A 22,562-nucleotide genomic window follows, 5' to 3' on the forward strand; every position below is an offset into this window, starting at 1 on the left:
CGCGCTCCGCACCCGTGTGGCGTTCCCGCAGCTCGGGCCCCGTGGACTGGCGCGCGCCCTCGGCGCCGCAGCACGGCAAGGGCGCCCGGGCCGGTCTCAGCCGCGCAGCCGTCGTACCAGGCCGAGCCACCCGGTGGCGGGCCCCTCGCGGTCCGCGACGGGGCGGGTGGCGGCGCGGGCCTCCAGGTAGGCGTGGTCGCCGAACCGCAGCACCGCGGCGGCGAGCACCGGGCCGGGGTCCCGGTCGAGTGCGGCCGCCTCGTCGCCCGCCGGGTCCGGCCCGGCGGCGAGGTACGCCTCCTTCAGTCCTTCCCGGGCCCGGTCCGTCAGTGAGGCCGCGCCGCCGGGGGTGAGGCCCAGCAGGGTGCCCGCCGTCGTGGCGGGTTCCTGTTCCACGAAGGTGTGCCAGAGGGCCGCCCGCCACCGCTCGGGCAGGGAATGGAAGGCGGCCGCCGCCGGGCCGTGCCCTTCCGGCCGCGTACCGCGGGGTCCGGCCGCCGCGGCTTTCTCCCGGCGGGCCCCGGCGTCCAGCCAGGCCCCGAAGGCGGGGGCGAGGTCGACCCGCCTGGCCTGGCCGGCCCAGTCGGCGGCGGTGTCGCGTACGGCCGTCAGCAGCCAGGGCCGCCAGGCGTCGACGGGGCCGCCCCGGCCGGTCCGGGCGGCCTGTACCGCGCGGTCGAACGCCTCACCGGCGAGGTCCTGGGCGGTCTGCGTGTCGCGGCAGCAGATCCCCGCGTACACGAGCGCGGCGGGGGCGTGCCGGCTGCGGAGCTTCTCCACCGCACCGGGGTCCCCGCCGTCGCGGATCGCCGCGGCCAGCAGTGCGTCGGCCCGCTCGTCCACCATGTCCCCGGCCCGGTGCCGGCCGGGGCCGCCGCTTCTTCGGGCCCTGCCGTCGTTGCCCCACTCGCTCATGTTCCCGCACTCCGCCTCGTCGCGATTTCCCGCCGCGCAGTCTCGCAGACTCCCTGTCGCCGGGGCGCCCGAGGAAGGAGACTGGACCGTCCACGTGACGGATCCGGCCCCGGCCGGACGAGGGGCGGGACGAGGGGGACGCATGGACATGCGGGACAGCCATCGGGCCGAAGCCGAACGGTTGCTGGCGCGGGCCGTGGAGGAGGAGGCACGGCGCACCGGCGGGCGTACCGACGCCGCAGCCCTGATGGCGCGGGCGCGGGGCGCCCTGGAGACCATCGCGGCGGGCGCGGCCGAGGAGTACGCCGCGTACACGCGGGCGCTGGACGAGGCCGGCGCGGGACAGCAGCCGCTGTCGCGGCGCTTCAGCAAGGCATCTCTGGGAACTCCCCTGCTGGTGACGGGTGTCGCCGCGGCTGCGGCCTTCGGGGCGGATCTGGCGCTGGGGACGGCGACCGGGCTCGCGTTCGGCGCCGGTGCCGTCGTCGCGGTCGCCGGCACCACCGCGACCGTCGCCCGGGTGACCGCCGCGCACTGGCCCGCCGCGCACCGCAGGGCGGCCGAGCTGGGCCGGCCCGGGGGCCCCGAACAGCTGCGGCTGCAGTGGCTGGCGGCTCTGGAGGTCCGGGGGATATGCCCTTATCTCGACCAGCAGCGGATGCTGGCCGCCGCTTCCCGCCCCCCGAAGAAGTCCGAGGCCGCCCCGGTCGGCCGGCTGCGGGGCAAGGACCGCAGTGCGGCCGCCCGCACCCGGTCGGTGCTGGAGCGTTCCTTCGGCCATCTGCCTTCCGCCGAGGGGCTGTTCGCGGGCCGCCGCGAGGAGCTGGGGCAGATCACCCGGTGGGTGCACGCGGCCCGTGCCGCGACGGACACCCGGCCCACCGTGGTCGTCCTGCACGGGCCGCCCGGTTCGGGCCGCACCACCCTCGCCGTACGGGCGGCGCACGCGCTGCGGGACCAGTTCCGGGGGGCCTGCGTGGTCGATCTGCGCGGTGACGTCGCGGGCGAGGCGCCGCTGCGGACCCGGGACGCCCTGCTGCACCTGCTGAACCGGCTGGGCGCGCCCCGGGAGCAGTTGCTCTTCCGGGAGCGGTCCACCGACCGGCAGCAGGTGCGGCGGCTGAGCGAGCTGTACCACCAGCACCTCACCGGTGTACCGGTGGTGATCGTCCTCGACGACGCGACCGACGGGGCCCAGGTCGGCGCGCTCCTGCCGGAGGGTTCCGACAGCCTGGTGCTGGTCACCTGCCGTGCGCCGCTCGCGCTGCCCGACGGCCTGCCGGCCCGGGTGCACCTGCTGCCGGTGGGCGCCCTCGACACGGCGGGTGCCGAGGAGCTGCTGCGGGAGACGGCCGAGGAGGAGAAGGGGCCGTACGACTACCCGTCCACGGACGCCGTCGTCCGGCTCTGCGGCGGCCTGCCCCTGGCACTGGGGGTGGCGGGTTCCTCGCTGGGGGCGCGTACCCGGGCCGAACTGGCGGCCGGGCTGGTCGCGTACGACACGGCGGGCCCCGTGGAACGTGCCCTGTGGCTGCGCTACACCGACCAGTCCGAGCAGGGCCGCCGGCTGCTGCGCCGCCTGGCCCTGGCCGGGCGGGCCAGCCTGGGGGCCGCCGCCGCGGCGTCCTTGCTGTCCGCCGGCGAGCAGGAGGCCGGCCGGCTGCTGGAGGCACTGGCACGGTCCGGGCTGCTCTCCCATGTGCGGGGTTCCCGCTACCGGCTGCACGACCTGGTACGGGAGTTCGCGCAGGCCCGTCTGCTCGACGAGGAGCCGGCCGCGGAGCGCACCGCCGCGCAGGAGCGTCTCGTGACGAACTACGCCGAGCTGGCGGACGCCGTGATCCGCATGGTGGACGGCAAGATGTCCACCCGTGCCGGGCAGTTCGGCTCGCACGGCTTCGGTTCGCTGGACGCGGCGCTGCGCTGGCTGGACGGGGAGTCCAGCTTCATCACCGCGGCGCTGCGGAACGCGGAGGGTGTCGACCAGGGGGCCGTGCTCCATCTGCTGGGCGCCCTGTGCGACTACTGCCTGCTCCGCGGCGACCTGTACCGGCTCGGCGAGATCAGCGAGCTGACGCAGGCCGTGGACAAGGGGCTGCTGGAACGGTCGGTGCAGTGGCGTACGGGTATCGCCGCCCGGCAGCTCGGTGAGCTGGACAAGGCGCGGGCCACCCTGTCCTCGGTCGTCGGGCTGTACCGGGAGGCGCAGAACGACGCGGGCGCCGCGCTGGCCCTGTGCTCGCTGGGCATCACCCTGCACCACCAGGGCAACCTCACCGAGGCGTCGGCCCGGCTGCGGGAGGCCATCGGCCTCCAGTCCTCCGACGACCAGGCGGAGGACCGGGCCTGGTCGCTGCACGCCCTGGCCGCGGTGGAGCGTGACCGGGGCGACCTGGACGAGGCGCTGCGGCTGCTGGACACGGCGCTCGCCCTGCACCGGGAGGGCGAATCGCTGCACGGCGAGGCGTGGTCCCACTTCCAGCTCGGCCAGGTCTGCCTGCGGCTGGGGGAGGTGGCCCGCGCGGAGGAGGAGCTGACGACCGCCCTGGAGCTGTACGGCCGTACCCGGGACGAGCGGGGTGAGGCGTGGGCCCTGACCCAGCTGGCCCGCGCCCGGCTGCTGGACGGCGACCCGGCCCCGGCGGTGGAGGAGCTGCGGGCGGCCCTCGCCCGGCACCGGGCCAACGAGGACGCCCGCGGTGAGGCATGGACCCGCTACTACCTGGGGCAGGCCCTGGAGGAGGACGGCGACACCGATCAGGCGGTACGGGAGCTGGAACGGTCCCGCACGATGTTCTCCCGGATGCGTGACGTGTACGGGCTGGCGTGTGCCCGCCACCACTCGGGCCGGGCCACCCGCGACCAGCGGGCCGCGCAGACCGGGAACCTGCGCAACTCCGGTTTCGCCCGGCAGCTCCTGATGGACGCCCGCGCCGACTTCCGGCGGATCGGGGTGGCCCACGGGGAGGCGTGGTCCTGCCTGGAGCTGGCCCTGGTCGACGGCGGCAACAACCGTACGGCGCAGGCCCTGGAGCTGTGCGACGAGGCCATCGGCCTGTTCGCCTCGTACGGCGACGCCCGGGGCGGCGACTGGGCCCGCTTCCTGCGCTGCACCCTGCTGCCGTACGCCTCGCCGGGCGGCAGCGAGGTGGGTACGGCGGTGGCCCGGCAGGAACTCGACGAGCTGCTGGAGGCCGGGCATCCGATGCGTGACGGCAAGCTGGAGGGCTGCGCGGAGGCGCTCCGGGTGGTGCTCGACCGGGGGGTGGACCTGGACGACGGCTGGCAGGCCTGGCGCCTCGGCCTCCTCCCGTCGCGGCACGCGCGCGAGATCATGGGCGTGCCGGTGAAGACCCGGCCGTGAGCCGCGCGGGGCGGGGTGGCGGGGCGGGGGCCCTCCTGCGGGGCTGCGGTACGGCTCGGGGCGGCGGGGGCCGGTTCTGCGGGCCGGGCCCGCGGCTCGGGCGCGCTGTGCGGGGCGCGGGTGCGCTGTACCCGGGCGCAGGCGGCGGTGCGGGCCTGCCGGGGCGCGGGTAGCGGTACGGGCGGCGCGCGGGCCCGTTCCGCGGCTCGGGCGCGCTGTGCCGGGGCGCGGGCAGCGGTGCGGCTGCGCTGTACCCGGGCGCGGCCTGCGGTGCGGGCCTGCCGGGGTGCGGGGCGGGGCCCGGTGGGGCTGGGCGGGGCCGCTCCGGAGTGTCTCCTCGGGACCGGCGTGCCGCCCCGGACCCCGTGGAACCCTCTGCCTACGCCGGTCCCTGCGGGGGCCCTCCTGCGCGGCCCCGCCTCTGTCCCGTACGCGTCCTCCGGCCGGTGGCGCACCGGGCCCGGGGCGTGCGGGAGGGCCCCGCGGGGCGACGAACGGGTCCCGGGGTCCCGCGACGGGACCCCGCGCGTTCGCCGCCCGGGGGAGGCGCTCCGGAGGGCAGCCGGAAGCCCGGGGCCGCCTTGCGGTCCCCGCGCCACGGATGCCCGCCCCCTACTTGGCGGGGGCCGCCTTCTCCTCGGATGCCGCCTGGGTGGCGGCCGGGTCCGGGGCCTCCTCGAAGTCGACCTTGGCCATGTGGCGGTTCATTGACTTCATCAGGAACCACACCCCCACGGCGAGTGCCGCGAAGACGAGGAAACCGAGGACGCCGGGGGTGACCTTGTTCTTGTCGAGCTCGTCGGCGGCGAGTGGGACGAGGTGCGTCAATGCCTGGGTCGCGTACATATCAGGCATTGTCGCGGATGCCCGCGAAGAGGTCGCTCTCGGGGAGGGAGGTATCGACCAGGGACTTGGCGAGCTCGTACTCCTCGGTCGGCCAGACCTCCTGCTGGACGTCCATCGGGACGCGGAACCAGCCGCCGTCCGGATCGATCTGCGTGGCGTGCGCGATGAGCGCCTTGTCACGGATCTCGAAGAAGTCGGCGCACGGGATGTGCGTGGTCAGCGTGCGCTCGGCGCGCTCGAACTCCTCCCAGCGCTTCAGCCAGTCGCCGTACGGGGACTCCAGGCCGCGGGCCAGCAGTGCCTCGTGGAGGGCGACGGTACGGGGGCGGTTGAAGCCCTGGTTGTAGTAGAGCTTCTGCGGCTGGAAGGCCGGGCCGAACTCCGCCTCGGGGAACCGCTCGGTGTCCGCGGCGCCGTCGAAGGCGATCATCGAGATGGTGTGGGTCTTGATGTGGTCGGGGTGCGGGTAGCCGCCGTTCTCGTCGTACGTGGTGATCACCTGCGGCCGGAACGCGCGGATCTTGGCCACGAGACGTCCCGCCGCCGTCTCGTCGTCCTCCAGCGCGAAGCAGCCCTCGGGCAGCGGCGGCAGCGGGTCGCCCTCGGGCAGACCCGAGTCGACGAAGCCGAGCCACTCCTGCTTGACGCCCAGGATCTCGCGGGCCTCGTCCATCTCCTTCTTGCGTACCTCGTGGATGTTCGCCTCGATGTACGCGTCCCCCTGGAGCTTCGGGTTGAGGATGGAGCCCCGCTCGCCGCCCGTGCAGGTGACGACCAGGACGTCCACCCCCTCGGACACGTACTTGGCCATGGTGGCCGCGCCCTTGCTCGACTCGTCGTCGGGATGGGCGTGAACGGCCATCAGTCTCAGCTGCTCGGTCAAGACTCGGTCCTCAGTGATTCGTCGCGATGGTCGGCTTCTATAGTGACTGAACCGGGGGGTGGAAAATTCCTCTATCCCCTGTACGGGAGGAACGATCATGGCAGCGGTGCGCGAGGCGGTGCCCGAGGGGCGCTACGGCCGGACACAGGACCAGCGCGCCGACCGCAAGCTGCGGATCATCGGCGGTGTGCTCGGTGTGGCCTTCCTCGCGATGATCGGCTGGTTCGGCTACTCCTACATCGCCGGCCAGGACGTCCGGGCCGAGATCGTGAAGTCCAGGATCGTCTCCGACGGGCGGGTCGACGCGCACCTGGAGATCCACAAGGACCGGGACGCCGTGGGCCACTGCACGATCCGCGCCCTGAGCGAGGACGGCGGCGAGGTGGGCCGCAAGGAGATCCGGGTCGAGGAGAGCACGGAGCGGATCGACACGGTCGTCTCGATGCGTACGACGACCAGGGCGACCGCGGTCGAGCTGATGTCCTGCGGCAGCTGACACCCCCGGGCGCTGACCAGGGGTGAACCGGGGCGCGTGACGCCGGCGCCCCGCGCGCTCCCCCTTCCGGCCTGCGCCGACGCTCGTGTGACGGTTTACCTTCTCCCCCTTTTCGCGGGGAATTGTTAGGCTCGTGGTTTCGCCCACCCGTGGCAGTACATGCTTGGGGTAGGGCGTTGCTTTGTATTCCCAGCACCGACGAGGAGCACCCTGTGACCCAGACCAGCGATAACGTCACCTGGCTCACGCAGGAGGCGTACAACCAGCTCAAGGCCGAGCTGGAGTACCTGTCTGGTCCCGCGCGCACGGAGATCTCCGTAAAGATCGCGGCGGCCCGCGAGGAGGGTGACCTCCGCGAGAACGGCGGGTACCACGCGGCCAAGGAGGAGCAGGGCAAGATGGAGCTCCGGGTGCGTCAGCTCACCCAGCTCCTGGAGCACGCGAAGGTCGGCGAGGCACCTGCCGACGACGGCGTGGTCGAGCCCGGCATGGTCGTGACGATCGCCTTCGACGGCGACCCGGACGACACGCTCACCTTCCTGCTCGCCTCCCGCGAATACGCGAGCGCGGACATCGAGACGTACTCCCCGCAGTCCCCGCTCGGCATGGGCCTGAACGGCAAGCGCACGGGCGACGACGCGGAGTACGAGCTGCCGAACGGCAAGAAGGCGACGGTGAAGATCCTCTCGGCGAAGCCCTACACGGGCTGACCCGCACACGACATCGAGAAAGCCCCGGCCGCGTACGGCCGGGGCTTTCGTCGTGGGGTCCGCGCCATGGGGCTCCGGTCAGGCGGTGGCCGAGCGGTACTTGCGGACCGCGAGGGTCCGGAAGACCACGAGGATGGCCACCGACCAGATCACCGAAGCCAGGATCGGATGCTGCATCGGCCAGGCGTCCGGGGTGACGAACCCCTCGGGCAGGTTGCCGAACAGCACCCGGCACGCCTGCACGGTGGCGCTGAAGGGATTCCACTCGGCGATGTGCCGCAGGAACGCCGGCATCTGGTTGGCGTCCACGAAGGCGTTGGAGATGAACGTCAGCGGGAAGAGCCAGATCAGCCCTCCCGAGGTGGCCGCTTCCGGTGTCCGTACGATCAGGCCGATCAGCGCTCCGATCCAGGAGAAGGCGTACCCGAGCAGGAGCAGCAGCAGGAAGCCGAGCAGGACCTTGCCGATGTTCTCGTGGGTCCGCCAGCCGACGATCAGGGCGACTCCCGCGAGTACCACGAGGGTGAGCGCGGTCTGCACGAGGTCGGCGAGGGTACGGCCGGTGAGGACGGCGCCCCGGGCCATGGGCAGCGACCTGAAGCGGTCGATCAGCCCCTTGTGCATGTCGTCGGCGATGCCCGCTCCGGCTCCGGCGGTGGCGAAGGTGACGGTCTGGGCGAAGATGCCGGCCATCAGGAACTCGCGGTAGGCCTGGGGCGAGATGGTGTCGCCGACCTTGATGGAGCCGCCGAAGACGTAGGTGAACAGGACCACGAACATGATCGGCTGGACGAGCCCGAAGATGACCATCTCGGGAATCCTGATCATGCGGATCAGGTTCCGGCGGGCGACGACCAGGGAGTCCACGACGGACTGGGCGAGCGCCCCCCGGGACACACGCGGCGCGGTCTCCTGTGCGGGTGTGGTGACGGTCACCGCTCCCCCTCCTTCTGCTCGGAACCGTTCTCCCCGTTCGTCCCCAGTTCGGCGGCGTGCCCGGTGAGGGAGATGAAGACGTCGTCGAGGGTGGGGCGGCGCAGACCGATGTCGTCGATCTCCACGCCCTGTGCGTCGAGGTCGCGGATGACCTCGGCGAGCAGTTTGGCGCCGCCGGTGACGGGGACGGTCAGCTTGCGGGTGTGCTCGGCGACGGCGATCTCGCCCTTGCCGTAGGCGGCGAGCACCGAGCGGGCGGGCTCGATCTGCGCGCGTTCGTGGACGACGACCTCGACGCGTTCGCCGCCGGTGCGGGCCTTGAGCTGGTCGGAGGTGCCCCGGGCGATGACCCGGCCGTGGTCGATCACGCAGATGTCGTGGGCGAGGTGGTCGGCCTCCTCCAGGTACTGGGTGGTCAGCAGCAGGGTCGTCCCTCCGGCGACGAGTTCCTCGATGACCTCCCAGAGCTGCTGCCGGTTGCGGGGGTCGAGGCCGGTGGTGGGCTCGTCCATGAACATGACCGGCGGGGAGACGACGAGCGCCGCCGCCAGGTCGAGGCGGCGGCGCATGCCCCCGGAGTACGTCTTCGCGGTGCGGTCGGCCGCGTCGGCCAGGTTGAACCGCTCCAGCAGCTGGGCGGCCCGTTTCTTCGCGTCGCGCCCGCTCATCTGGTAGAGCTGGCCCACCATCTGGAGGTTCTCCCGGCCCGTGAGGTACTCGTCGACGGCGGCGAACTGGCCGGAGAGGCCGATCGAGCGGCGCACCTCGTTGGGGTTCTTCAGTACGTCGATGCCCGCGACGACGGCCCGCCCGCTGTCGGGCTGGAGCAGGGTCGTCAGCACGCGCACCGCGGTCGTCTTGCCGGCCCCGTTGGGGCCGAGGAGGCCCAGGACGGTTCCCTCGGGCACGTCGAGGTCGACACCGTCCAGTGCACGTACGTCGCCGAAGGTCTTCACCAGGCCTTCGGCGTAGATGGCGCCTGGCATAAGGGATCCCCCAGTTGCTCTCTGGTGACTTCCGGTATGGGACGCGGGACGCCGGCCCCGCCGGTCTTGGCGGGCGACGGGCACCGGGTGTCCGGCGCTGCACAGTATCGCGATACATCGCGACTCTCAACGGGTTTTCGGTATCCGGCGTGCCGGGGTCGCGGAGCCCCGGGCCTCCGGGGTTCCCGATGCCTCCGGGGTCTCCGGGGCCCGGGGGTTCGGGGTCTCCGGGACCCCGGGGTTTCGGGGTCTCCGGGGGCCTCCGGGTCTCCGGGGCTCAGCCCATCACCCGGTAGCCCGCGGCCCGCAGGGCGGTGGCGACCTCCTCGCAGTGTGCGCGCCCCTGGGTCTCCAGGTGGAGTTCGACCTCCGCCTCGGTGAGTCCCAGCCGGGGGTCGGTGCGTACATGGCTCACGTCCAGGACGTTGGCGTCCGCCACGGACAGCGTGGCGAGCAGCGCGGCCAGTGCGCCCGGCCGGTCGGTGAGCCGCAGCCGCAGGCTCAGGTAGCGGCCGCCCGCCGCCATGCCGTGGGTGAGGATGCGCTGCATCAGCAGCGGGTCCACGTTGCCGCCCGACAGCACCGCGACGACCGGCCCGCGGAAGGACCCCGGGTCGCTCAGCAGGGCCGCCACCGGGCTGGCGCCGGCCGGTTCGACGACCATCTTGGCCCGCTCCAGGCAGAGCAGCAGCGCGCTGGACAGCTCGTCCTCGGTGACCGTACGCACCTCGTCGACCAGGTCCCGGACCAGGTGGAAGGGGATGTCCCCGGGGCGGCCGACCTTGATGCCGTCGGCCATGGTCTGTACGGAGTCCAGGGCGACGGGGTGCCCGGCGGCCAGGGACGGCGGATAACCGGCGGCGCCCTCGGCCTGCACCCCGACGATCGTCACGTCGGGGCGGAGCGCCTTCACCGCGACGGCGATCCCCGCGGCGAGCCCGCCCCCGCCGACCCCCACGACGATGGTGCGGACCTCCGGGCACTGCTCCAGGATCTCCAGGCCGACCGTGCCCTGGCCGGCGATGACGTCCGGGTGGTCGAAGGGGTGGATGAAGACGGCCCCGGTACGGTCCGCGTACTCCTGGGCGGCGGCCAGCGTCTCGTCGACGACCTGGCCGTGCAGCCGGACCTCGGCGCCGTAGTCCCGGGTGGCCGCGACCTTCGGCAGGGGGGCTCCGACCGGCATGAAGACGGTGGAGCGTACGCCGAGCAGCGAGGAGGCCAGGGCCACCCCCTGCGCGTGGTTCCCGGCGCTCGCCGCGACGACCCCGGCCGCCCGCTCGACGGGGCTGAGGCCCGCGATCCGTACGTAGGCCCCGCGCAGTTTGAACGAGCCGGTGCGCTGGAGGTTCTCGCACTTGAAGTGGACGGGCGCCCCGACCAGGGCGGACAGATGGCGGCTGCCTTCCATCCCGGTCGTTCTGGCCACCCCGGACAGCATCTTCCGCGCTCCCCGGACGTCGTCGAGGATCAGCGGCGGATACGGGCCAGTCGTGCGGAAGGTCATGGCCGCAAGTCTTGCAGTTCGAGGCCGTCCGGGCCGTCGTGTCTCACGGCGGGCCGGGGTGGTGTCCACAGGTTTGTGCAGCGCTGGTACGCGTTGCCCCGAGGCCGCGTACTCTGTCCCCCACTCCATCCGTCACCGCATGAAGAGAGCCCCCGGCCATGCCCCCTCAGGACATGACGACTGCCGACTCCCCTTCGGGGGGCGCGGTCCCCCGAGCCCAGGAGGACGAGCACCTCCTGGACACTCTCCAGCACCAGGTGGCCGTCTTCGCCCGCCGTGCCGAGCAGACCCGCCTCGGCGGGGTCGGCCAGGTCCGCAACTCCATGGACCGGGCCGCCTACCTGCTGCTCAACCGGCTCGACCGGGAAGGCCCGATGGGTGTCAAGGCACTGGCCGCGGGCATGGGCATCGACTCCTCGACGGTCACCCGGCAGGTGGCTCCGCTGGTCGACACCGGTCTGGTCAAGCGGACCTCGCACCCCGAGGACGGCCGGGCGGTCGTCCTCCAGCTGTCCCCGCGCGGCCAGAGCCGTCTGGAGGAGGTCCGCGCCTCACGCCGTGAGCTGATGTCCCAGGTGACCGACGACTGGAGCGAGGAGGAGCGTGACACCTTCTGCACGCTGCTGACCCGCTTCAACGCGTCGCTCGCCGCCCGGCAGGCGGCCTACCAGGCGAGCGTCCAGGCCGAGTGACACGGCGGCCCGGTCGCGGGCCTACCCTGGAAGGGCAGGCATTCGCGCGTCGAGGAGGCCGTCATGACACACAAGGTCGCCGACTGCCGCAAGTACCCGAGCGTTTCGAACTGCTCCCTCACCCTCTCCGGTGAGGAGGACGAGGTCGTACGGGCCGCCGCCGAGCACGCCGTCTCGGTCCACGAGCACACCGACAGCCCCGAACTGCGTGAGCAGATCAGGGCCTCGCTGGAGGACGAGAGGGCCGCGGTCTGAGCCGTGGCGTGTGACGTACCGGAGGCCGGGGCGTGCCCCGGCCTCCGGTGGTGTCCGGGGGCGCCGTCAGCCGAGGGCCTGCGTGAGGTCGGCCAGCAGGTCGTCGGCGTTCTCGATGCCGACGGACAGCCGGACGAGGTCGCCCGGCACCTCCAGCGGCGAACCCGCGGCGGACGCGTGCGTCATCCGGCCCGGGTGCTCCAGCAGCGACTCGACACCGCCCAGCGACTCACCGAGCGTGAACAGCTTCGCCCGGTCGCAGACCCGGACCGCCGCCTCCTCGCCGCCCGCGACACGGAACGACACCATCCCGCCGAACGCCCGCATCTGCTTGGCGGCGATCTCGTGCCCGGGGTGCTCCGGCAGCCCCGGGTAGAGGACCTGTGTCACCTTGGGGTGCCGGGTCAGCAGGTCGGCGACCTTGGCGGCGTTCTCGTTGTGCCGGTCCATACGCACCGCCAGCGTCTTGATGCCGCGCAGCACCAGCCACGCGTCGAACGGGCCGGCGACGGCCCCCATCGCGTTCTGGTAGTAGGCGAGTTCCTCGGCGAGCTGCGGGTCTCCGGTGACCAGTGCTCCGCCGACCACGTCCGAGTGGCCGCCCATGTACTTGGTGGTGGAGTGCACGACCACGTCCGCGCCGAGGGCGAGCGGCTGCTGGAGGTAGGGGCTGGCGAAGGTGTTGTCGACGACGAGCCGCGCGCCCGCCTGCCGGGCCACTCCCGCGACGGCCGCGATGTCCGTGATGCCGAGCAGGGGGTTGGACGGGGTCTCCACCCAGATCACCTTGGTACGGGGGGTGAGCGCCGCGCGCACCGCGTCCACGTCCGAGGTGTCGGCCACCGAGAACTCCACGCCCCAGCGCGAGACGACCTTCGCGAACAGCCGGAAGGTGCCGCCGTAGGCGTCGTTCGGGATGACCACGTGGTCGCCGGGGGTGAGCAGTGTCCGCAGGAGGCAGTCCTCGGCGGCGAGGCCGGAGGCGAAGGCGAGCCCGCGCCGTCCGCCTTCGAGGGCGGCGAGGTTCTCCTCCAGGGCGGTACGGGTCGGGTTGGCGCTGCGGCTGTACTCGTAGCCGCCGCGCAGTCCGCCGACACCGTCCTGCTTGTACGTGGACACCTGGTAGATCGGCGGGACCACTGCGCCGGTGAGGGGATCGGCCGTGTTGCCGGCGTGGATCGCGAGGGTCTCGAAGCTGTGCTGGTCGCTCATGGGGCCCGAGCGTAGTTCGTCGGGGCGGCCGCTTTGGGCCACTGCGCCGTTCCCGTACCCGTCCGGGGACAATGGACCGCATGGAGATTCTGTGGTTCCTGCTCGCGCTGTGCATGTTCGCCGCCGTCCTCGGCCCGGTCATGTTCCGCCGTCGCGGCGGCATCCGCCAGGTGGCGCCCGGTTCGCCCGACGCCGCGGACCCGGCCGCCTACGGTTTCGTACGGCAGGAGGAGCTGGACGTACGGATGCCCGGGCCCGACCAGGACCTCCTCGATGTCCTCGATGTGGTCCAGGCCACCCAGAACTGGCGTGCCGCCTCGCAGTTGCTCGCCGGTACGCCGAAGGACGGCGAGCTGCGCTGGCAGCGGGTGCAGGCGTTCGCCGGTGCCGCGTCCCTGGAGCTGGTGCGGCGCCCCGGGGAGGGCGGGGCGTGGCTGCGGAACTGGCGGTCCGAGGCCCCGAAGGACGCGGGTGCCGCCGCCGTGCACGCGGAGTTCCTGGTGCAGCAGGCGTGGCGTACCGGCACGGTGGGCACGGACGACTTCCGGGTGATCCTGGAGGAGGCCCGCACGGTCTGCGGCGAGGCGGCGCTGCTGGCGCCGGGCGACCCCGTCCCGTACATCGTGGAACTGGCCGTCGCGCGTGGACTGGGCTACTCCCACGAGCAGTTCGACCAGCTCTGGGCGAAGATCATCGACCGGGCGCCCGGCCACATGGGGGCGCACATCGCCGCCCTGCACTTCTGGTGCGAGAAGTGGCACGGCTCCCGTGAGGAGGCCGAGCGCTTCGCGACCACCGCCGCCGCCCGCGCCCCGCGGGGCTCGCTGCTCGCCGCGCTGCCGCTGTTCGCGGTGTACGAGCACCTGCCCGAGGTCAACCTGGTGCAGGGCTTCTACCAGGGCCTGGTGGTGACGAAGGCCGTCGAGGGCGCGATGTTCGCGGTGCACGCGGCCCGCCCGGACGATCCGATGCTCGCCCACGTCCGGCATCTGCTGGTCCTCTTCCTCGTCCGGATGGAACGCTGGTCGGAGGCGATGCACCAGTTCGTCCACATCGACGGGCACGTGGGCGCGCTGCCCTGGACCCAGAACCCGGACCCGGCGGCCGAGTACACGGTCTACCGCGCGCTGGCGGTCGCCGGTTACGAGGCGAACGGCGGCAACCCGGCCACCCTCCCGCACTGACCCCCCGCCCCCGCCTCCTCCGCCCCTCCCGCTGCCCCGTCTCCTCCACCCCTCCCGCTCTCCCCCGCCACCCCCGTCTCCTCCGCTCCCCCGTTCTCCCGGATTGGACCGGCACCCGATGGAACGCCTGATCCCCCTGATCCTGCTCGCCGCCGCCGTCTTCCTCTGGCTGCGCGCCCGGAAGAAGACGGCCGCCTACCTGGCCGCCTACGAATCGGCCTCGCACCCGGCGCCGGACCGGGCCCCGGACGCCGGTGACCGGCCGGAACCGCCCGCCCCGTCCCGCTGAGCGGGCGGAACACCGGCGGCTCCCGCCGTGTTGTACACAGCGCACCCGACCACTGGAGGAGCCCCGCATGTTCCTGACCCACCGCACCCCCCAGCTCCCCACCCCCGAGGAGGCCCTGCGCGGCCGTCCCGTCCCCGAGTTCCCGGTCCCGTCCCGCCACACGGTCCTCGGCAACCCGCTGACCGGCCCCTACCCCGAGGGCCTGGAGGTCGCGGACTTCGCACTGGGCTGTTTCTGGGGCGCCGAGCGCAAGTTCTGGCAGACCGAGGGCGTCTGGACGACCCTCGTCGGCTACCAGGGCGGTTACACCGAGAACCCGTCGTACGAGGAGACCTGCTCGGGCCTGACCGGCCACACCGAGGCGGTCCGCGTCGTCTTCGACCCCACGGTAGTCAGCTACGCCGACCTGCTGAAGCTGTTCTGGGAGTCCCACAACCCGACCCAGGGCTTCCGCCAGGGCAACGACGTCGGTACGCAGTACCGCTCGGCCATCTACACCCACTCCCCCGCCCAGGCGGAGGCCGCCGAGGCGTCCCGCGAGGCGTTCCAGAAGGTCCTGACCGGCGCGGGCCACGGCACCATCACCACCGAGATCCTCCCGGCCGAGGGCCGCACCTTCTACCCGGCGGAGCCGTACCACCAGCAGTACCTCGACAAGAACCCCGACGGCTACTGCGGCATCGGCGGCACGGGCGCCACCCTGGAATCCCCCTCCGAGACCAACTGGGGCCGCTCCTGCCCGACGGGCATCGCCCGCGCGGAGGGCTGAGCCCGGCCCGGCACACGAGCGGCTGACCCGGCTCCGGCAGGCCCACCGGCCCGCCGGGCCGGGCCTGCCGTGGAACACCCCGGCCGCCGCTCCTGACGGCGCGGCTGCCTGAACCCGCGCCGTCGCGGACGGCACGCGGCCTGGCGGCTCCGTGACGAGCCCCGGCCCCACCCGCATCCACCGCCCGGACGACGGCGGCGCGGACGCCACCCTCCCCGCTCCGGAGAACGGGGCCGCCTGCGTGCCCGCCTCCGCCACTCCGCCTTGCTGTCCGCCCACCCTTCGGGCCACTGATCAGGAAGGGTCGTAGCCGTAGACCCGTTTCGCTTCCAGATGGAGCTCGTACGGGCCCCAGCAGTCCGCGGCGAGCGTGGCCGTCCGGGCGCCGCAGGGACAGGCGCGGTTGAGTCCGCCGTCTCCGGACGGTCCGCAGCATCCGCCGCTGTTTTCCCAGTCCGGCAGCGGCTGGAGACCGGACGCGTCCTCGGGGTGGATCACGATGTTGTCGCGCGGCCCGGCGGAGATCATCGCCACCCCCTCGTCACTCCGCCAGGGCCCACGCGGCTGTGCGGGCCCGCCCTCCTCCTGGTCCGGGTGCGGCACGTACGGGGCGCCCCATGGTTCGGTCTCGATCGCGTAGTGCCCCCGCGGCATCGTGGCCGACGCCCGCCTGCTCCCCCTGTCCCGTTCTTCGGCGTCGGGCGCCGAGGGAACGGCGGGCAGCGGCGTCAGGTCCGGCGTGAGGCTTTCGCCGCACTTGGCACACAGGAAGACGGTCATGCTGCCGTTGTAGCCGCCGTGTACGTCCCGGCGCATCCCCGATTCCGACCAGGAGGGCTGCTTTCCTGTTCTGGAAAGGCTCAGCGCTTGACCCCACCGCAACCGGCTCGGGAGCATCGAACACGACAGGCATACGCCGACAAGTGGGGCGAGGATGCTGCGGAAGCTGTCCGGTGACCCGGAATGCAGGAACGGAACGTGCCCGACGCTGTGGGGCACCGAGGACGCCGGGGACTACGTGGTCCAGGGCTACGTCATCACCGACCCCGAGCGGCTGGCCCAGCTCGACCTGCCCGAAGGCGAGACCGCCGTCGTGGTCCCGGCCGCGGTGCTGGAGGAGTACTTCCGTGCTCGACGGTGAGGAGTTCGGCCGTCTCTTCGAGACCTTCGAGCGGACCGCCTTCCGCCTGGAGACGCTGTCCGTCTACAGCGTGGAGCAGGAGCGCGAGGAGTTCGAACGCTTCCTGGCCGGCGGGGACATGGGCCCTGACTGGGACGACAACCCATGGGTGCGGTCCATGACCGACAAGGGCAAGCAGGTCTCACGCGTCCACGTGCTCAGGTCTCCGTTGACCGACTACCTGCGGTACGAACTGGCCGCCTACCCGGGCAACATCGCGGCCGGCGAGACCATCGGCATCATCGACCGGGCCGACCAGGAAGTGGCCGGCCTGCCCGACCACGACTTCTGGCTGTTCGACGACCAGGACGTGTACCGGATGCACTACACGCCCGAAGGCGCGTTCATCGGCGCCGGTCTGCTTCCTGCCCACCGCCTTGCCGAGTATCAGGACTACCGGGACCGCGCCTTGGCCGAAGCGGTGCCGTTCGCGGACTACTGGGAGCGGCACCACTGAGCACAGACTCGATCGGAAAAGCCCTGAGGGCGCTGCGCGACGCATCCGGACTCACGGGTGACACGGTGGCCCGCAGGGCTTCCATGTCCGCCGGGAAGCTCTCGAAGATCGAGACGGGCAAGGTACGGCCGACCGTCCAGGACGTGGACCTGTTCATCACCGCCATAGGCGTGAGCGAGGAGGTCAAGGAAGAGTTCCTGACAGCCGCCCGCGCCGAAGCCACCGAGGCCACCGCGTGGCGCCTGCTGCGCCGCACGGGCCCGTGGAAGCACCAGAAGACCATCCGGGCCATCGAGGCCGGCACAACCGCACTCAGGCTCTTTCAGGGCCAGCTCGTTCCCGGGCTCCTCCAGACGTCCGAGTACGCCTCCGCCGTCATCTCCCTGCCTCCGTCCCTGCCGGAGGAGACCAGGGCCAAGACCGTGGCTGCCCGCCTCGAACGGCAGTCCGTCCTGTACGAGCCGGGCAGGTCATTCCACTTCCTGATCTGCGAGCACGTACTCCGGTGACGCATCAGCGAACCTGTGGTCATGGCGCTCCAGCTGGACCGGCTCGTGTCCGTGTCCCGGCTGCCCAATGTCTCGCTGGGTCTCGTCCCGTCCGACCGCCGGATGCCGGACTTCCCCATGACCTGCTTCAGCCTGCACGACGACCGGCTCGTCATCGTGGAGACGTTCCACTCCGAGGTCACCACCCGTGACCCGAAGGACGTCCAGCTCTACCTCGACACCTTCGAACGGTTCAGCGCGGTGGCTGTCTACGGAGACGCCATGAGAGCCCTGGTCGAGGGCGCGCGGGACGGATTCTTGCCCCAACGGGAAAGCTCCTAGAACAAGTTGCTCACCGGGTGAAGCATCAGCGGTGCCGACACCCGAGGGAGGTAATCCCAGTGAGCAGTCCCAGCACCACGATGGGCCCACCGGTCCAATCGTCCCCTCCCCCACACCGCCTGCACCTGTGCCGGGCAGCGGTGTCCGCGCCGCCCGGCGAAGCAACACACAGCGGCGTTCGGCACCGGGGACCTGTCCGCCGTCTCGGACTGCAGCGTCGAGCCGGCCGCGCCCCCCAGAAAAGCACTCTGGGGGGCGGTAGTGGACGTGCAGACCTGGAGAGACGGACGTACAGCAGCTTTGAGCGCCTCCGATGCCATGCACGAAGCACCTCGGCCTCCCCGGGCCTTCCGGAGAGCGCCTACGCGGCGATACGTCCGCAGGTGACCTCCGAGGCGAGCCGCTCGTGTACCTGGGCCAGGTCTCCGCTGCTCACGTCGGGCAGATCGCAGAGGCACTGCGAGTCCCCCGGACACACCCCGAGCGGCACAGCGGTGCCCATCCCATCTGAATCAAGGAGGACCAGATGACCGACCTGTACGGGCTCGACATCTCCGGAGCCCACTTCAGCAGGGTGTGTGGAGGTAACACCCACCCGGACGGCGAGGCGTGTGTGACGCTCGCGAGGATCGGGCCGGACGCATGGGCTGTGGGTGACAGCAAGCGCCCGGACGCCGAGCCGCTGCGCTTCACCACGGCCGAGCTGGACGCGGCGGGCATCGACCCCGCCCGATTCGACCTCTCCGCCTGATCCACCGCACCACCCGAGCTGACGGTCCTGCCCTCACGCCGACGGGCGGGGCCGTCGTCATCTCCCAGAACGGAGCAGCGGTGCACCACCACGGTTACGCATGGGCGGGGGAGAAGAAGACGTTCGACAGGGAGAGCGTCCGCAGACCGCCCGACCAAGCTCCGGCGGCGACCAGTGAGCAAGAGGTACACGACCGGTACCGGGAAGCCGTGGCAGTCTTCCCGACCACCGGCCTCCCTCCGGTCCAGACGGCGCACTGGCTGATGAAACCGCCCTCGATGATCCGAGGGACTTGGGAGGAGCCCGAGGAGGCCGGCAAGTGGCTGGGCCTCCAGCTCGCAGAGTTCGCACCCCGCTTCGCCTCTGAGCAGGATCGAGAAGTGACCAGGCTGGTTCTCCTGGTGAAGAGTGCGGTCGAGCGGCTGGCGTGGGGAGGAGACGTATCCCTCGGCCACTACCTGAAGGGCACTGTCTTCCACTCCGTCGCCCTTGTGACGTGCTCGCCGAACCGCTCCGCTCCGGACCTCCCCTGCCCGGTAGGACGTGCATGACAGCGGCCCCGGCGTATACCGAGGGCCTGCCTGCGTACGGCAACCTCCGAGAGGAGCACCATCATGAGTACCACTGTGGAACGTCGTGGGCTCGGCCGCTTCTTGGCCGTCGCTGGGCAGCAGTTCGCCGACGGCGGGTCATCTGCCGAGATGTTCTCCCAGGCTGTGGACGCCGCATGGCACCGGATGCTCGGCACCCCCGAGTACGCGGCCTTCAGTACCGAACACGCCGACACCGTCCTGGGACACCGCACGATGAGCGGGACCGGACCGATCGGCTGGGTGGTCTCGTACGAGAAGACATACGGGCTGCTGCCCGAAATCTGGTCCACCGGCCGCGCGGAGTCCTGCGGTACGAAAACATCGTCGTTCTGGGGGAGATCCCCGGCCTCCGGCACCGCGACCTGCTGATGTGGCCGCACTGGGTCCTCAAGAACCTGTACGGGCCTGTCGGGCTCATGTTCGGCAAGTTCTACGCGGGCGAGGAGGAGAACACGCAGGCCGGCAAGCGCATCCCGGTCGCCCCGGTTTCGTTCCTCCCCGTGAGAGCCGCGATCCACCGACGCGATCCACAGTTCCTCCGCGCGACCCCCGGCCTGGCCGCTGCACTCGCAGTGGCCAACGATGACGGCCGCAACGTCTTCGAGCAACTCCCGTACGAATGGCAGGAGATTCGCACATGGGCGAAGCGTTCCCTCCCCCCGGTGAAGCCGTCGATTTCCTCAAGGACCACATCGGCGAGCCCCTCACGAGTCGGCTCCTGAGCGACCGCCGCGGCTCGCGAGCCTGGAAAATCGAGGCCCCCAGAGGCACCGTCGCGTTGAAGGCGAACGCCCCGGACGCCCACACCGGCCGTGACAAGGCCGCCGAAATAGCCCAGGAGGACGATCACCTCGTCCGTCTCATCTCCGTGGGCGCCCTCCCCCCTGACTACCGGTTCGGCGCCGGAACCTGGGAGGACGGAAGGTGGCTCGCTGTGCGATGGATCGACGGCATCCCTGTGTGGCGCGCGTTCGCCCCCGCACGCGAATCCGAAGGTGATCACACCGCCGTGCGTCCCTGGCTTCTGGGCATTGCCCGGACGTGGGCCGAGCAGCTGGCGCGGATGCACACCGCCGGGTGGGCGCACGCAGACGTCCAGCCCACCAACACCCTGATCACGAAGACCGGCACCGCAGCGGTCATCGACTACGCCCTCGCCTGCGGCCCCGGTAACCAGCCCCGTCTCCCCTATCGAGGCGCGCTCACTCACACCACCGCCCCCGAAATCGCGGACGTCGTCCTCTCCACAACCGCCGACACCCACATCCGGGTGAAACCGTCGGCCGACATCTGGGCACTGGGCGCGTCACTGTTCTGGTGCTGGACGGGACACCGACCGTTTCCCTACGAAGACGGCGTCCCGCGCAGGGACAAACTCAAGACCATCGCGAAGGCCGTCCTTCTCCCGCTCGATGACGTTCGCCCCTGGGGGTTCCCTGAGTTCGAGAAAGTGATCCGCGCATGCCTGACACCGGTGCCGGAGGACCGGCCGTCCGCCACCGACCTGGCTGCCCTTCTCACCACCCCATGAACGTACTCCGGTACCTCACGTCCAACGATGCCCCGGCCATCCGCCACGTCTACAGCGGAGCCGCCTCCACGTTCCTTGGACGCTCCGCGATGACCACTCAGGAGGCCGGCGATTACGTGATGCGTGTGCGCGAATGGGCCACAGCCGATCCTGTTGAGCAATACGTCCTTGGTGTGGACATCGCCGGGGACCTGGTCGGCGTCGTCAAGCTCGGCCATCGTCCCAACGGTCATGGCCGGGTGAGCTACGCCCTGCGCGAGGACTGCTGGGGGCAGGGTCACGCAACGAGGGCCGTCAGGGAACTTGTCGCCTTCGCCTTCGCCACCCGTCGGCCTTGACTCTCTCGGCGCCAGACACCATCCCGACGACCCCGCCTCGGGCCGGGTGCTGATGAAGACGGGATTCACCCGGCTCGGAGCAGAGAAGGGGATGACCGAGTACTACCTGGCTGCGATGCCGTGAGGGCGGGGAGGAGACCGCACCCGGCGAGGCAGGGGCGCCCTGGCCAGGCCCGTCCCACGACCGGGGCACCGGTTGGCAGGCAGGGACGTCCCCGCGTGCGCGGGGAGCAGGGGGAGGGCCCGAGCTGCGGGCACCCCGCCCTGGGGTCATCCCCGCATGCGCGGGGAGCAGGTTGGTGGCGGCCTCGGCGTCGGCGATCTGCCGGGGTCATCCCGCATGCGCGGGGAGCAGTCTATTTGACCTGCGGGTTTATCCGGCGGAAGCAGCGGTTTCTACCAACTTCACCGACTCGGACATTTCGCACCTACCTCCCAGGAGGCACAGGGAAGCCGCCAAGCACACCCCCTTGCCCCCGGCCCAGGTTAGGCCCTCACCCCACCACCGAGAACACCGTTCACGTACTGACGAGGCGCTGCGCCTCCACAGCCGCGACCCGCTCCCGCCACGGAACATGCCGATAGACATCATCATCGTCATCCACCACAGGCCCCACAGACAGCCCCGGCGGCCCGGACAGCGAAGACAGCACCAGCGGCCCGGACGGCGAAGGCGCAGGAACAGCCGCACCCGTCCCGCCCGCCGCCGCCTCTTCCGCCAACTGGACGGCCCGCTTCCGCTCCCAGACCTCCCAGGCCACCTGACGACGGCAAGGCCCGCAGTGGGTGTCCCCCTCACCACCCCGGAAGACATGCTCATCCCCCGGACCCTGACACGTCACCCACCCCGCCTGAAGCGGCAGTTGAACACCCCCACCCGCCGGCTCCACTCCCACCGCACCAACGTCCCCGAAGCCCCCAGCCCCCGCCCCTCCGGAACGCGTCAGGCCGAGAGGGCGGGCCGGAGCCTCCGGCAGCTTCTGCACCAACCGCCACCGCACGAACCCCACCGCCGAACGCACCCCCGCAGACGGCATATCACTGCCCAGCACCCGGCACATCTCCTCCGCCGTGACACCCCGCCGCAACCACTCCGCAGCCAGCCTCACCAGCTTGCGGACCTCCCCCACACCCAACCGCAACACCTGATTGACACGCCGCAAACCCAGCAAAGCACGCTCAGCCTCAGCCTCCTCCGCACTCCACGGACCCATCTCCACCACCGAACCCGAACCCGGCCCCGGCCCCGGCCCCGGCCCCACCGCTGACTCCGGCTCCGGCTTCGTCGAAGTGGTTTCGGTGGGTGGGTGGGGAGAGTTCTTCTCCCGTTCTTCGTCTACCGGTGTATAGCCACCGGCCACCCGGCCTCCCGGCCCACCGACCGTCGGATTCCGCTCACCCGGAAACACCTCACCCACGTCGGCAATCACCACCCCGGCCCCCGCCGCCCGCAGCTCCGACGCCTCCGCGGGATCCAGCGCCACATTGGCCAGCAACTGCTCGGTCACCCAATGACCCCGCTCGTCCTGCCGCTGCCACTCATGCAGATGACCGTGCACGACCAGCAGCTTCTTCGCCTTCTGATACGCCCGGCCCATGATCCCCAGCTTCCGCGCATGCTCACTGAGCGCCACAGCACGGCGTTCAGCGGGGAGCCCCTGCACATACAGAAGAAGAATCTTCGCGTCACTGCTCAAACGCGGGGTACGCACAAGGTCGTTCGCGGCCTTCGTATAGGCGCGAGACAGCGCGGTAGCATGCCAAAGCATCCCGGTGGTTCCTTCGTAGAGGTAGTGCCCACTGGCGGTGAAGGTCCTCGGGCTGTGCTCCTACACACG

At 71.6% G+C, this 22,562-nt stretch carries 25 protein-coding genes and 1 pseudogene; 16 read left to right on the forward strand and 10 right to left on the reverse strand.

The genetic code is table 11. The features are described 5' to 3' along the window. Window positions 1-96: 96 nt before the first annotated feature. Window positions 97-915, reverse strand: a complete 819-nt coding sequence (locus CP967_RS11925) for an RNA polymerase sigma factor (RefSeq protein ID WP_150487966.1) — start codon at window positions 913-915, stop codon at window positions 97-99. 148 nt (window positions 916-1,063) lie between these two features. Between CP967_RS11925 and CP967_RS11930 the strand changes: the two genes are divergently transcribed. Further along, complete coding sequence (locus CP967_RS11930; protein ID WP_190174990.1) at window positions 1,064-4,279, forward strand: tetratricopeptide repeat protein; 3,216 nt, start codon at window positions 1,064-1,066, stop codon at window positions 4,277-4,279. Between the two features lie 612 nt (window positions 4,280-4,891). Here CP967_RS11930 and CP967_RS11935 read toward each other — a convergent pair. Then, a complete protein-coding gene (locus CP967_RS11935) occupies window positions 4,892-5,125 on the reverse strand; it encodes a hypothetical protein (protein WP_150487968.1) in 234 nt (77 codons plus the stop codon). Between the two features lies 1 nt (window position 5,126). Continuing rightward, on the reverse strand, window positions 5,127-6,008 hold the full coding sequence (gene mca, locus CP967_RS11940; protein ID WP_150487969.1) for a mycothiol conjugate amidase Mca: 882 nt from the start codon (window positions 6,006-6,008) through the stop codon (window positions 5,127-5,129). A gap of 97 nt (window positions 6,009-6,105) precedes the next feature. Here mca and CP967_RS11945 point away from each other — a divergent pair, with 97 nt between their 5' ends. Further along, entirely contained in the window at window positions 6,106-6,504 is a 399-nt protein-coding gene (locus CP967_RS11945; RefSeq protein WP_150487970.1) for a DUF4307 domain-containing protein, read from the forward strand. A 212-nt stretch (window positions 6,505-6,716) separates the two neighbouring features. Next, window positions 6,717-7,214 carry a transcription elongation factor GreA gene (greA, locus tag CP967_RS11950; protein ID WP_150487971.1) on the forward strand — a complete coding sequence of 166 codons (498 nt, stop codon included), beginning with the start codon at window positions 6,717-6,719 and terminating at the stop codon, window positions 7,212-7,214. 78 nt (window positions 7,215-7,292) lie between these two features. On the opposite strand, the gene CP967_RS11955 is transcribed toward greA, so the two are convergent. From CP967_RS11955 to ilvA, 3 genes are all read right to left on the reverse strand, one after another. Beyond that, window positions 7,293-8,150 (reverse strand): ABC transporter permease, encoded by an 858-nt coding sequence (locus CP967_RS11955; protein WP_150487972.1) that lies wholly within the window; start codon window positions 8,148-8,150, stop codon window positions 7,293-7,295. Further along, window positions 8,147-9,136 (reverse strand): ATP-binding cassette domain-containing protein, encoded by a 990-nt coding sequence (locus CP967_RS11960; RefSeq protein ID WP_150487973.1) that lies wholly within the window; start codon window positions 9,134-9,136, stop codon window positions 8,147-8,149. Before CP967_RS11960 ends, CP967_RS11955 begins: the two co-directional genes overlap by 4 nt. A gap of 277 nt (window positions 9,137-9,413) precedes the next feature. Next, entirely contained in the window at window positions 9,414-10,643 is a 1,230-nt protein-coding gene (gene ilvA, locus CP967_RS11965; protein WP_150487974.1) for a threonine ammonia-lyase, read from the reverse strand. A 158-nt stretch (window positions 10,644-10,801) separates the two neighbouring features. Here ilvA and CP967_RS11970 point away from each other — a divergent pair, with 158 nt between their 5' ends. After that, complete coding sequence (locus CP967_RS11970) at window positions 10,802-11,335, forward strand: MarR family winged helix-turn-helix transcriptional regulator (protein ID WP_150487975.1); 534 nt, start codon at window positions 10,802-10,804, stop codon at window positions 11,333-11,335. Window positions 11,336-11,398: 63 nt separating this feature from the next. Continuing rightward, complete coding sequence (locus CP967_RS11975) at window positions 11,399-11,590, forward strand: DUF1059 domain-containing protein (RefSeq protein ID WP_150487976.1); 192 nt, start codon at window positions 11,399-11,401, stop codon at window positions 11,588-11,590. A 66-nt stretch (window positions 11,591-11,656) separates the two neighbouring features. On the opposite strand, the gene CP967_RS11980 is transcribed toward CP967_RS11975, so the two are convergent. Continuing rightward, a complete protein-coding gene (locus CP967_RS11980) occupies window positions 11,657-12,802 on the reverse strand; it encodes a cystathionine gamma-synthase (RefSeq protein ID WP_150487977.1) in 1,146 nt (381 codons plus the stop codon). An 80-nt stretch (window positions 12,803-12,882) separates the two neighbouring features. Here CP967_RS11980 and CP967_RS11985 point away from each other — a divergent pair, with 80 nt between their 5' ends. The 3 genes from CP967_RS11985 to msrA all read left to right on the forward strand — a co-directional run bounded on the left by CP967_RS11985 (window position 12,883) and on the right by msrA (window position 15,044). After that, the gene (locus CP967_RS11985) at window positions 12,883-13,986 is read left to right on the forward strand and encodes a hypothetical protein (RefSeq protein ID WP_150487978.1); all 1,104 of its coding nucleotides are present in this window, start codon (window positions 12,883-12,885) and stop codon (window positions 13,984-13,986) included. A gap of 118 nt (window positions 13,987-14,104) precedes the next feature. Then, window positions 14,105-14,275: a hypothetical protein gene (locus CP967_RS33950; protein ID WP_167535369.1), complete on the forward strand. Its 171-nt coding sequence runs from the start codon at window positions 14,105-14,107 to the stop codon at window positions 14,273-14,275. Window positions 14,276-14,342: 67 nt separating this feature from the next. After that, on the forward strand, window positions 14,343-15,044 hold the full coding sequence (gene msrA / locus CP967_RS11990; RefSeq protein WP_150487979.1) for a peptide-methionine (S)-S-oxide reductase MsrA: 702 nt from the start codon (window positions 14,343-14,345) through the stop codon (window positions 15,042-15,044). A 294-nt stretch (window positions 15,045-15,338) separates the two neighbouring features. Here msrA and CP967_RS11995 read toward each other — a convergent pair whose 3' ends face one another. Then, the gene (locus tag CP967_RS11995) at window positions 15,339-15,824 is read right to left on the reverse strand and encodes a hypothetical protein (protein ID WP_150487980.1); all 486 of its coding nucleotides are present in this window, start codon (window positions 15,822-15,824) and stop codon (window positions 15,339-15,341) included. A gap of 154 nt (window positions 15,825-15,978) precedes the next feature. Between CP967_RS11995 and CP967_RS12000 the strand changes: the two genes are divergently transcribed. From CP967_RS12000 to CP967_RS12010, 3 genes and pseudogenes are all read left to right on the forward strand, one after another. Beyond that, window positions 15,979-16,185: a hypothetical protein gene (locus CP967_RS12000; RefSeq protein ID WP_150487981.1), complete on the forward strand. Its 207-nt coding sequence runs from the start codon at window positions 15,979-15,981 to the stop codon at window positions 16,183-16,185. Next, entirely contained in the window at window positions 16,172-16,681 is a 510-nt protein-coding gene (locus CP967_RS12005; RefSeq protein ID WP_150487982.1) for a DUF6879 family protein, read from the forward strand. The genes CP967_RS12000 and CP967_RS12005 overlap by 14 nt, the downstream gene beginning before the upstream one ends. Before the next feature lie 23 nt (window positions 16,682-16,704). Continuing rightward, window positions 16,705-17,511, forward strand: a pseudogene (locus tag CP967_RS12010) (helix-turn-helix domain-containing protein). A gap of 361 nt (window positions 17,512-17,872) precedes the next feature. On the opposite strand, the gene CP967_RS33955 reads toward CP967_RS12010, so the two are convergent. After that, window positions 17,873-18,013 carry a hypothetical protein gene (locus CP967_RS33955; protein ID WP_167535370.1) on the reverse strand — a complete coding sequence of 47 codons (141 nt, stop codon included), beginning with the start codon at window positions 18,011-18,013 and terminating at the stop codon, window positions 17,873-17,875. Between the two features lie 24 nt (window positions 18,014-18,037). On the opposite strand from CP967_RS33955, the gene CP967_RS12015 reads away from it, so the two are divergent. The 5 genes from CP967_RS12015 (at window position 18,038) to CP967_RS12035 (ending at window position 20,724) form a co-directional block, all read left to right on the forward strand. Beyond that, the gene (locus tag CP967_RS12015) at window positions 18,038-18,262 is read left to right on the forward strand and encodes a DUF397 domain-containing protein (protein ID WP_150487983.1); all 225 of its coding nucleotides are present in this window, start codon (window positions 18,038-18,040) and stop codon (window positions 18,260-18,262) included. A gap of 80 nt (window positions 18,263-18,342) precedes the next feature. Then, a complete protein-coding gene (locus CP967_RS12020; protein WP_150487984.1) occupies window positions 18,343-18,813 on the forward strand; it encodes a hypothetical protein in 471 nt (156 codons plus the stop codon). 63 nt (window positions 18,814-18,876) lie between these two features. After that, the gene (locus CP967_RS33960) at window positions 18,877-19,224 is read left to right on the forward strand and encodes a hypothetical protein (RefSeq protein WP_167535371.1); all 348 of its coding nucleotides are present in this window, start codon (window positions 18,877-18,879) and stop codon (window positions 19,222-19,224) included. Window positions 19,225-19,492: 268 nt separating this feature from the next. Further along, on the forward strand, window positions 19,493-20,386 hold the full coding sequence (locus CP967_RS12030) for a protein kinase domain-containing protein (RefSeq protein WP_150487985.1): 894 nt from the start codon (window positions 19,493-19,495) through the stop codon (window positions 20,384-20,386). Further along, complete coding sequence (locus CP967_RS12035) at window positions 20,383-20,724, forward strand: GNAT family N-acetyltransferase (RefSeq protein ID WP_167535372.1); 342 nt, start codon at window positions 20,383-20,385, stop codon at window positions 20,722-20,724. Before CP967_RS12030 ends, CP967_RS12035 begins: the two co-directional genes overlap by 4 nt. Window positions 20,725-21,242: 518 nt before the next feature. Here the strand turns inward: CP967_RS12035 and CP967_RS12040 are convergent. Next, on the reverse strand, window positions 21,243-22,493 hold the full coding sequence (locus tag CP967_RS12040) for a hypothetical protein (protein ID WP_190174957.1): 1,251 nt from the start codon (window positions 22,491-22,493) through the stop codon (window positions 21,243-21,245). Window positions 22,494-22,562 lie beyond the last annotated feature (69 nt).

The organism is Streptomyces nitrosporeus (assembly GCF_008704555.1).
GTDB classification, from domain to species: Bacteria; Actinomycetota; Actinomycetes; order Streptomycetales; family Streptomycetaceae; genus Streptomyces; species Streptomyces nitrosporeus.

Coding starts and splice junctions, on each gene's coding strand:
- CP967_RS11925 (WP_150487966.1), bottom strand. CDS start 915: ATGAGCGAGTGGGGCAACGACGGCAGGGCCCGAAGAAGCGGCGGCCCC.
- CP967_RS11930 (WP_190174990.1), top strand. CDS start 1,064: ATGCGGGACAGCCATCGGGCCGAAGCCGAACGGTTGCTGGCGCGGGCC.
- CP967_RS11935 (WP_150487968.1), bottom strand. CDS start 5,125: ATGTACGCGACCCAGGCATTGACGCACCTCGTCCCACTCGCCGCCGAC.
- CP967_RS11945 (WP_150487970.1), top strand. CDS start 6,106: ATGGCAGCGGTGCGCGAGGCGGTGCCCGAGGGGCGCTACGGCCGGACA.
- CP967_RS11960 (WP_150487973.1), bottom strand. CDS start 9,136: ATGCCAGGCGCCATCTACGCCGAAGGCCTGGTGAAGACCTTCGGCGAC.
- ilvA (WP_150487974.1), bottom strand. CDS start 10,643: ATGACCTTCCGCACGACTGGCCCGTATCCGCCGCTGATCCTCGACGAC.
- CP967_RS11970 (WP_150487975.1), top strand. CDS start 10,802: ATGCCCCCTCAGGACATGACGACTGCCGACTCCCCTTCGGGGGGCGCG.
- CP967_RS11975 (WP_150487976.1), top strand. CDS start 11,399: ATGACACACAAGGTCGCCGACTGCCGCAAGTACCCGAGCGTTTCGAAC.
- CP967_RS11980 (WP_150487977.1), bottom strand. CDS start 12,802: ATGAGCGACCAGCACAGCTTCGAGACCCTCGCGATCCACGCCGGCAAC.
- CP967_RS11985 (WP_150487978.1), top strand. CDS start 12,883: ATGGAGATTCTGTGGTTCCTGCTCGCGCTGTGCATGTTCGCCGCCGTC.
- CP967_RS33950 (WP_167535369.1), top strand. CDS start 14,105: ATGGAACGCCTGATCCCCCTGATCCTGCTCGCCGCCGCCGTCTTCCTC.
- msrA (WP_150487979.1), top strand. CDS start 14,343: ATGTTCCTGACCCACCGCACCCCCCAGCTCCCCACCCCCGAGGAGGCC.
- CP967_RS11995 (WP_150487980.1), bottom strand. CDS start 15,824: ATGACCGTCTTCCTGTGTGCCAAGTGCGGCGAAAGCCTCACGCCGGAC.
- CP967_RS12000 (WP_150487981.1), top strand. CDS start 15,979: ATGCTGCGGAAGCTGTCCGGTGACCCGGAATGCAGGAACGGAACGTGC.
- CP967_RS33955 (WP_167535370.1), bottom strand. CDS start 18,013: ATGGGCACCGCTGTGCCGCTCGGGGTGTGTCCGGGGGACTCGCAGTGC.
- CP967_RS12015 (WP_150487983.1), top strand. CDS start 18,038: ATGACCGACCTGTACGGGCTCGACATCTCCGGAGCCCACTTCAGCAGG.
- CP967_RS33960 (WP_167535371.1), top strand. CDS start 18,877: ATGAGTACCACTGTGGAACGTCGTGGGCTCGGCCGCTTCTTGGCCGTC.
- CP967_RS12030 (WP_150487985.1), top strand. CDS start 19,493: ATGGGCGAAGCGTTCCCTCCCCCCGGTGAAGCCGTCGATTTCCTCAAG.
- CP967_RS12035 (WP_167535372.1), top strand. CDS start 20,383: ATGAACGTACTCCGGTACCTCACGTCCAACGATGCCCCGGCCATCCGC.
- CP967_RS12040 (WP_190174957.1), bottom strand. CDS start 22,493: ATGCTTTGGCATGCTACCGCGCTGTCTCGCGCCTATACGAAGGCCGCG.